Source organism: Methanohalobium sp. (genome assembly GCF_046546175.1).
GTDB lineage: Archaea > Halobacteriota > Methanosarcinia > Methanosarcinales > Methanosarcinaceae > Methanohalobium.
Genome location: NZ_JBKGYF010000086.1, coordinates 1 through 6977 on the forward strand (window position 1 = coordinate 1; position 6977 = coordinate 6977).

10 protein-coding genes and 3 tRNA genes are annotated in these 6977 nt (G+C 36.1%); 4 read left to right on the forward strand and 9 right to left on the reverse strand.

Translation table 11 applies throughout. The features are described from left to right. The 4 genes from ACLFMM_RS08355 to ACLFMM_RS08370 all read right to left on the reverse strand — a co-directional run. On the reverse strand, positions 1 to 918 hold a 918-nt coding region (locus tag ACLFMM_RS08355; RefSeq protein WP_410808280.1), incomplete at its 3' end, for a dihydrolipoyl dehydrogenase family protein. A 14-nt stretch (positions 919 to 932) separates the two neighbouring features. After that, positions 933 to 1373 (reverse strand): YbhB/YbcL family Raf kinase inhibitor-like protein, encoded by a 441-nt coding sequence (locus ACLFMM_RS08360; RefSeq protein WP_410808281.1) that lies wholly within the window; start codon positions 1371 to 1373, stop codon positions 933 to 935. 19 nt (positions 1374 to 1392) lie between these two features. Next, positions 1393 to 2019: a phosphoribosyltransferase gene (locus tag ACLFMM_RS08365; RefSeq protein WP_410808282.1), complete on the reverse strand. Its 627-nt coding sequence runs from the start codon at positions 2017 to 2019 to the stop codon at positions 1393 to 1395. A 39-nt stretch (positions 2020 to 2058) separates the two neighbouring features. Continuing rightward, positions 2059 to 2751: an SDR family NAD(P)-dependent oxidoreductase gene (locus tag ACLFMM_RS08370; protein ID WP_410808283.1), complete on the reverse strand. Its 693-nt coding sequence runs from the start codon at positions 2749 to 2751 to the stop codon at positions 2059 to 2061. A gap of 271 nt (positions 2752 to 3022) precedes the next feature. Between ACLFMM_RS08370 and ACLFMM_RS08375 the strand changes: the two genes are divergently transcribed. From ACLFMM_RS08375 to ACLFMM_RS08390, 4 genes are all read left to right on the forward strand, one after another. Then, the gene (locus ACLFMM_RS08375) at positions 3023 to 3598 is read left to right on the forward strand and encodes a class I SAM-dependent methyltransferase (protein ID WP_410808284.1); all 576 of its coding nucleotides are present in this window, start codon (positions 3023 to 3025) and stop codon (positions 3596 to 3598) included. A gap of 21 nt (positions 3599 to 3619) precedes the next feature. After that, positions 3620 to 3850, forward strand: coding sequence for a carboxymuconolactone decarboxylase family protein (locus ACLFMM_RS08380; protein WP_410808288.1), 231 nt, complete (start codon positions 3620 to 3622; stop codon positions 3848 to 3850). A 28-nt stretch (positions 3851 to 3878) separates the two neighbouring features. Further along, the gene (locus tag ACLFMM_RS08385; RefSeq protein ID WP_410808285.1) at positions 3879 to 4736 is read left to right on the forward strand and encodes a hypothetical protein; all 858 of its coding nucleotides are present in this window, start codon (positions 3879 to 3881) and stop codon (positions 4734 to 4736) included. A gap of 215 nt (positions 4737 to 4951) precedes the next feature. Then, positions 4952 to 5707: a helix-turn-helix transcriptional regulator gene (locus ACLFMM_RS08390; RefSeq protein WP_410808286.1), complete on the forward strand. Its 756-nt coding sequence runs from the start codon at positions 4952 to 4954 to the stop codon at positions 5705 to 5707. 168 nt (positions 5708 to 5875) lie between these two features. Here the strand turns inward: ACLFMM_RS08390 and ACLFMM_RS08395 are convergent. The 5 genes from ACLFMM_RS08395 to ACLFMM_RS08415 form a co-directional block, all read right to left on the reverse strand. Continuing rightward, positions 5876 to 5947, reverse strand: a tRNA-Gly gene (locus ACLFMM_RS08395). A gap of 17 nt (positions 5948 to 5964) precedes the next feature. Beyond that, positions 5965 to 6040 (reverse strand) — tRNA-Phe (locus ACLFMM_RS08400). 69 nt (positions 6041 to 6109) lie between these two features. Further along, positions 6110 to 6183 (reverse strand) — tRNA-Val (locus ACLFMM_RS08405). A 116-nt stretch (positions 6184 to 6299) separates the two neighbouring features. Then, positions 6300 to 6623 (reverse strand): ArsR/SmtB family transcription factor, encoded by a 324-nt coding sequence (locus ACLFMM_RS08410; RefSeq protein WP_410808287.1) that lies wholly within the window; start codon positions 6621 to 6623, stop codon positions 6300 to 6302. 31 nt (positions 6624 to 6654) lie between these two features. Further along, positions 6655 to 6882, reverse strand: a complete 228-nt coding sequence (locus ACLFMM_RS08415; protein ID WP_410808289.1) for a hypothetical protein — start codon at positions 6880 to 6882, stop codon at positions 6655 to 6657. Between the last annotated feature and the right edge of the window lie 95 nt (positions 6883 to 6977).

The following is a 6977-nucleotide window of genomic DNA, read 5'->3' on the forward strand; positions in this document are numbered from 1 at the left end:
TTCTTCAGAACAATCCCCGGCTGCATATACTCTAGGATTAGATGGACTCTGCATATATTCGTTTACTGCAATACCCTTTTTATGAACCTCTACATTACCTTTATCCAACTCGAGTTCATCGATATTGGGAATCCTGCCACCCCCATGGACTACAAGGTCTGTAGTAAAAGTCTCTTGGTTTTCATTTTCTGTAATTACTTCATACTGATCACCTTTCTTTTCGATCTTTACAACCCTGTGATTGGTTAAAATATCTAGACCTGCATCCTTTGAAGCTTTCACAGCCGCATCAACCATGTCAGGATCAAAAGGCTTCAGTGGCTGGTCTCCACTTTGTAATATTACAGGTTTTGAACCGGCTCTTGCAGCTACATTGGCAAATTCAAAGGATATATACCCACCTCCAAGGAAAACAATATTTTTCGGAAGACTGTTCAGTTCCATGAACTCATCACTTGTTATTATATTCTCGTCACCTGGTATATCCAGATTTCTGGGATTTGAACCGGTTGCTATTACGATATATTCACCTTCAATCTGGTTATCCCCCACTTCTATAGTTTTATCATCAAAAAACCGGGCAAGCCCATGATATGCATGGATGCCATGGGACCTAAAACTTTCATCAATCATATCGGGGAAGGATTGAGTAAAAGTATTTTTAAAAGATATTAAAGATGACCAGTTTATATTTGTATCCCTGTCCAGACCAGCTATATCCTTCATCCTGTTGTTCCAGTCAACAAGTTCAGCTCCACCGACAAGTACTTTTTTGGGGTCGCACCCCCTTAATGCACAGGTTCCTCCAAAAGGTCTGTGATCTATGATAGCTACTTTTTTACCTGATGAATTACATTTGTGGGCAACTGTAGAACCTGCAGTCCCTGTACCAATAACAATAACATCATATTTTTCCATTATACCACCTGAATTTATTTCCTCCTGTATGTACCCATCAATTCCCCTTTGCCGATGACATGACCTTCCAGCGCCTTTTCAATTTCCTTTTTAGTTGTTCCTTCATTTTTATTGAGTTTTGTATCAAGTGCATAAACCCTGAAGAAATATCTGTGAGTTCCCGAAGGTGGGCATGGTCCCCCATAAGATGATTTACCAAAACTGTTTGCTCCCTGTACACCAGGTACACTGTTTTCTTTTATACCTGATGAAGGGTCTATATTCCACACCACCCAGTGTATAAAGGTACCACCTGGTGCATCAGGGTCATCCATTATCAACACCAGAGTTTCTGTTCCTGAGGGAACGTTGGCAAACTGTAACTCCGGGTTTATGTCTTTACCATCGCAGGAATATTTCTTTGGTATTTCCTCATTATGTTTGAATGCGCTGCTTTTTACCTGTATATTATCCATTCTTATTACTCCTCTTACCTTATGTTTTCACTTTATTCATTATTTCAAGGACCTCATTATCAGATACATCGTACCAGTTTTCATAAACCTGAGCTACTGCCTGGAAAAACGGAGGTATATCAAGCACAATAATATCATCCACAAGATTTCCTATCCTGTTAACAACCTCCCTTCCTGCAACAGGTACTGCTACCACTATTTTGCTGGCACCTCTGTTTTTGCAGAGTTTAATGGCTGCATTCATTGTAGAACCCATTGCAAGACCATCATCAGTCAGTATCACTGTTCTGTCTTTCATATCAGGTAGAGGTTCTCCATTTCTCAGTACCTCTATCCGTCTTTTAATCTCCCTGATTTGTTCGTCCTTGATACTTTCAATTAATCCTTCTGAAAGACCCCTTGCCGCACATTCATTGATGAAAGTACTTCCGTCTTCGGCAACTGCACCAAAACCAGCTTCAGGATTATAGGGAAACGGTAATTTTCTGGATATAAGTAAAGACAAATTCGCATTGAGATATATAGCTACCTGATAACCGATTTCAACTCCACCTCTTGGAATTGCGAGAACCAGTACATTTTCATCCCGGTAGTTATCAAATACCTTTGCAAGTTGTTTACCTGCATCTGTTCTGTCTTTGAACATCTTGCCCTATCTCCCCATACATTTGATTATGATACTTATTTATCGATAGATTTCAACCGATGACCCGGATGGAATATTTGTACTGGGCATACACAATTCCACAACTTTTTCAGCTATATATTCAGGCTTCAGGAATGGTCTGTGGGAGAACATCGACCTGTACATTTCTGTATCTACACCCCCTGGACACACAGCATATATATGTATATTTCTTCCTATCTCGCGTGCTGTTGATTCGGTTAACCCGATAACACCAAACTTTGATGCACTGTATACAGATAATTCCGGTATCCCGGATTTCCCTGCTCCCGATGAAATGTTGATAATTTTACCAGAATCGTTATTCAGCATATTCGGCAGGGCATATTTCATACCCAGAAAAACACCTTTCAAATTAACATCGATTACTTTTTCAAATTCATCCAGTGAGGTTTCAACAAAGGGTTTTCTAAGTCCAACACCTGCATTATTAACAAATATATCTATTCTACCAAATGTGTCGATACTTCTGGATACCAGATTTTTGACATCTTCTTCTTTAGTAACATCTGTTTGTACTGCCACTGATTGGCTTCCGATATTCTCAACATCTTTCCTGGTTTTTTCAATATCAACTTGCGTCCTTGCCGCCGGAATTATATTGGCACCTTCTTTTGCCAGTGCTAGACAGATAGCTTTACCAATCCCCCTACCACCACCAGTTACAACAGCTATCTGGTTTTTTAACTCCATAATATTCAGATGTTCCCCCTTACATTCTAGAGATATTACACAGTCTCCCCTAACAAAGATTTCTTATTCAATTATTTATAAGTATTTATTATCATATATGGTACTGTTCAGTTAATGGGACATATTTATCTATTTCCAATTGTTTGATATTACTGAGCACAATGATTTAAAGTTACAAATTAAGTGTAGATAGCCTTAACTGAAAAGTGTCCATATTTTCTTATAAACTGTCAATAACCATATATTCCTGTAAATCCATAATATGATAGTTATGTGCCCAGAAGTTTGTCCCTGGTGGCTCTATTTTGTACTGGATAACAGAATCCGAAAAATAATACATAAACCCGAACAAGTTCTGGATGGTTACATCAAACCCGGACAAATCGTTATGGATTTTGGATGTGGATCTGGTACATATACAATCCCTATGGCGAAAATGGTTGATGAAAACGGGAAGGTTATTGCTGTAGATTTCCAGAAAAAGATGCTTGAAATATTGGAAAAGAAAAGTAATAAGGAAGGAATAAAATCAAGAATAAAAATCCATCAAAACAAACCCGATAAAATAGGAATTTCAGAAAAAGTGGATTTTGCACTGGCATTTTATGTCATCCATGAACTTCCCAGTATTGATAACTTTTTCAGAGAAATGATTGATATTGCAAAACCCGGTGGTAAATTACTGGTAATCGAACCAAAGTTACATGTAAGAAAACAAATGTTTGACAAAATTGTGAATTCTGCCAATAATTCAGGATTTGTTCTACTATCTGAGGTCAACATCAGATTTAGCCATGCAGCTCTGTTCGTTTTTGAGCCAAAAAATAATAAAACAGGAATTATATAACAATTATATGCAGACAATCTTCTGAAGAATTTTGCCGAAACCCAAACTGATGGTGCTCTATCTGCAAAAAACAAATTGCTAATAGCAATGGCACTTGATGCCGGTAACGGGGACATTGATGGAGTAAAGGCACTTTCAGAACATGCCAGACATGCAGGTGCCACTGAAGATGAAATTTTTGAAGTTGTAAAAGTTATTGGGTCGGTATGTGGAATTCAGGGGTTGTTTTATGCTTCTAAAGCTTTAAAATAAGTAAATACCATATGTTATACAGGTTACAATGACATCGGAGGTTAAAAGTCAGGATGAAAATATAGTGGACAATAAGTTGTTCATCGATTTTTTGTTCTTTTTTATTTTGATACCCTTTCTTTTAACATTAGTACTGGTTACTCCGCTGAATAAATTGTTTGTACTGCATACATCAAATCCTGAAGTGATACCCTTTTATTTTTCCAATTACGCACATGCAAATATTCTGCATTTACTCGAGAATCTTATCCCCTATTACCTGTTAATATCTCTGATTTTCAGGTTTCACAGGGACAGACACAAATTTTATATTGACATGTTTTTAATATTTGGATTATTGCCATTACTGATATCCTCCGGAAATAGCATACTGTTTCCATCCAGAAACGCACTGGGTTTTTCCGGTATTGTTTCTGCATTGTTCTCATATCTTTTATACACAATCTATATCTATATCCAGGAGCAATATAATCTAAAGTTCAGGTACATAATACCTTTATCCATTTTTGGGTTCTCTGTTTTTTTAATAATTCTCAAATATCAGATTGTTTATTCAATAAATCTGGCATATACCATATTGTTCTTTTTTGTGCTGTTGTTTACTGCAATTGTATATAAAACTGATTTAGAAGAGTTTATAATATCAACGTGGGACTTTATAGAAATTTACATAAAAAAATCATTAACCAGTGGTAAATTAATTGATGTTTTTTTCAGCCTGTATATATTCATGGTACTGGTAATTTTGATGATAGTAATTTTTCTGTTTCTGTTTCCTGTTAACATAGAAAATGTCAACATATTCGGCCACTATATCGGCTATTGCTTTGGGCTCTTTGCACCACTTGCATCAAGAACATTACAAAAATTGGGTTTCTATTATTAATGATATTAGTTAATCTCCAAAAGTTTTATATAAACACTTGATATTTGATTGTTTCGAGTTGGGTTTTAACCGAATAGGACATAAAACATTATATAAGGTCAATGATTTCATTAATAAATATTACCTCAAAATATTAACACATTAAGTGATTTAAAATGAAACAGTCATTATTAGATGTCATATTTCTTTCTGACAAAAGAAAGAAGCTACTCTTGTTGCTAAATGATAACGCAAAAAATATCGACTATATAAAAACTTCACTTAATGTGACTTCTACATCAATAATGCCCCAGATCAAGATTTTGAAAGAAAAATACCTGATAACCTATGACCAGGAAAATGACCTGTATAGATTATCAGACGTCGGAAAGATCATTGTCGATAACATGCAGCCACTGCTGGATACTGTGAATGTATTTGAAGAAAATCTGGAATACTGGGCTACCAGAGATTTGAGTGCTATACCAGACTATCTCTTGAAAAGAATAGGAGAACTCGGACACTGTATACTTATACAACCTGATTTAAACCATATGTTTGAACTTCCTCAGGAAATTGTTGACAATATGTTCAAATCAAACAAAATCATGGCTATAACTTCCTGTTTCCATCCAAGTTATCCTTCACTTTTTCTGGGTGTTGCAAGAAAAGGAATTGATATATTCATTATCCTGACAGAATCAACGTTTGAAAAATTGAGAAATGAATACAGTGATGATACAGAAGAATTCCTGAATCTGAGCAATACAGTGTTTTATATATGCAATGAAAACATTAAACTAACTGCAAGCGCTATAACAGATAGATTTATATTTTTATGCTTTTTCGATAAAGACCAGAGATTTGACTTACAATACATAATGAGTTTTGATGATAGTGCTCTAAATTGGGGAGAAGAGTTATTCCAGTATTATAAAAGCATATCTACACCCATAACAAAAGTTCAAGAAATACAAAAAGAAAACAAATAATATTACTACTGTATTACCACTGAATTCCATTTACTAACCGGATTTTGGTTTGTTACAGAACTGGATTTACTTCTGATTTTTTGAAAAACCTGAAACCTTAAATTTTTTCTGAAAAAAAATGTTAAACTTGGATTTAATTTTTTTGAAGAACCGTTGAAAATTATTGGATACATCAGCCGGGATTCGAACCCGGGTTTGGGCGTTGGCAACGCCCAGTGATAACCACTACACTACTGATGTACATTCGCATCTTTATCTGGTGCCCAGACCCGGACTTGAACCGGGGACAACTGCCTCTTCAGGGCAGCGCTCTCCCTACTGAGCTATCTGGGCTGTCAGTAAGCATCTACCTAATAATAGTATTTCTAAATTTAAATTTATCGATTAATATCACGGTTTCGATGGGCCCGCTGCGATTCGAACGCAGGATCCCCGCCATGTCAAGGCGATGTCATAACCAGCTAGACCACGGGCCCAATTATGTTAACTGGAACACCAGTAGTGCGTTATTATTGATAAATCTTTGGGTTTATAGATGTAGTTTTTGCAGTTAATAGTGTAACTAGGTGCTGAAAAATTCAACACTTGAAAGTCAATAGTCATCCTTTTTGTTGTCAGAAGAACCTTCAAATATCTGGTTAAGGTCATCTATTCCGATTTCAACGTTGAATTGTTCCAATCTGAAAAATTTCTTTGCCCTCATATCTTTATCTTCAAGTCTTAAATCACTCTCTACAAAACCTGCTTTCTCAAGGCGTTTCAAATGCAGATACAGCACCTGTCTTGAAACATTCAATTCTTTGGCAAGTTCATAGACATACCATTCACGTTCAGCAAGCATATATATCAATTTCAACCGCAGTGGATGTGAAATTGCCTCACCGATATTAACTATTTGCTGAAGTGTTTTTTCCATAATTAAAGACCTGTAACTGTTTTGTAATAATTTAAATCTCATCCAGTTTCTGTTTTATTCCTTCAACAGTTTCCTTTATATCTTCTACATCCTTCTCTATCTTTGTGATTCGTTCACTTGATTCCCTGCTTTCACTTTCAGAACCTGCATAACCGGACTTGTTTAACATGTAAAATACCAGACCTATTATTATCAGTACGAGGATTACATTTAAAAAAATACCGAAAAAGGAACTATATCCTGTATCATATCCTGGCATCCAGTGCAAATCAACCACCTCTAAGACCTGTATTTAGATAACCCCTGTGGAAACTGTTATTGTTTCTAGGCTGGTACTGCTGCTGGTTGTATGCA

Coding starts and splice junctions, on each gene's coding strand:
- ACLFMM_RS08385 (WP_410808285.1), top strand. CDS start 3,879: ATGACATCGGAGGTTAAAAGTCAGGATGAAAATATAGTGGACAATAAG.
- ACLFMM_RS08375 (WP_410808284.1), top strand. CDS start 3,023: ATGTGCCCAGAAGTTTGTCCCTGGTGGCTCTATTTTGTACTGGATAAC.
- ACLFMM_RS08360 (WP_410808281.1), bottom strand. CDS start 1,373: ATGGATAATATACAGGTAAAAAGCAGCGCATTCAAACATAATGAGGAA.
- ACLFMM_RS08410 (WP_410808287.1), bottom strand. CDS start 6,623: ATGGAAAAAACACTTCAGCAAATAGTTAATATCGGTGAGGCAATTTCA.
- ACLFMM_RS08370 (WP_410808283.1), bottom strand. CDS start 2,751: ATGGAGTTAAAAAACCAGATAGCTGTTGTAACTGGTGGTGGTAGGGGG.
- ACLFMM_RS08415 (WP_410808289.1), bottom strand. CDS start 6,882: ATGCCAGGATATGATACAGGATATAGTTCCTTTTTCGGTATTTTTTTA.
- ACLFMM_RS08365 (WP_410808282.1), bottom strand. CDS start 2,019: ATGTTCAAAGACAGAACAGATGCAGGTAAACAACTTGCAAAGGTATTT.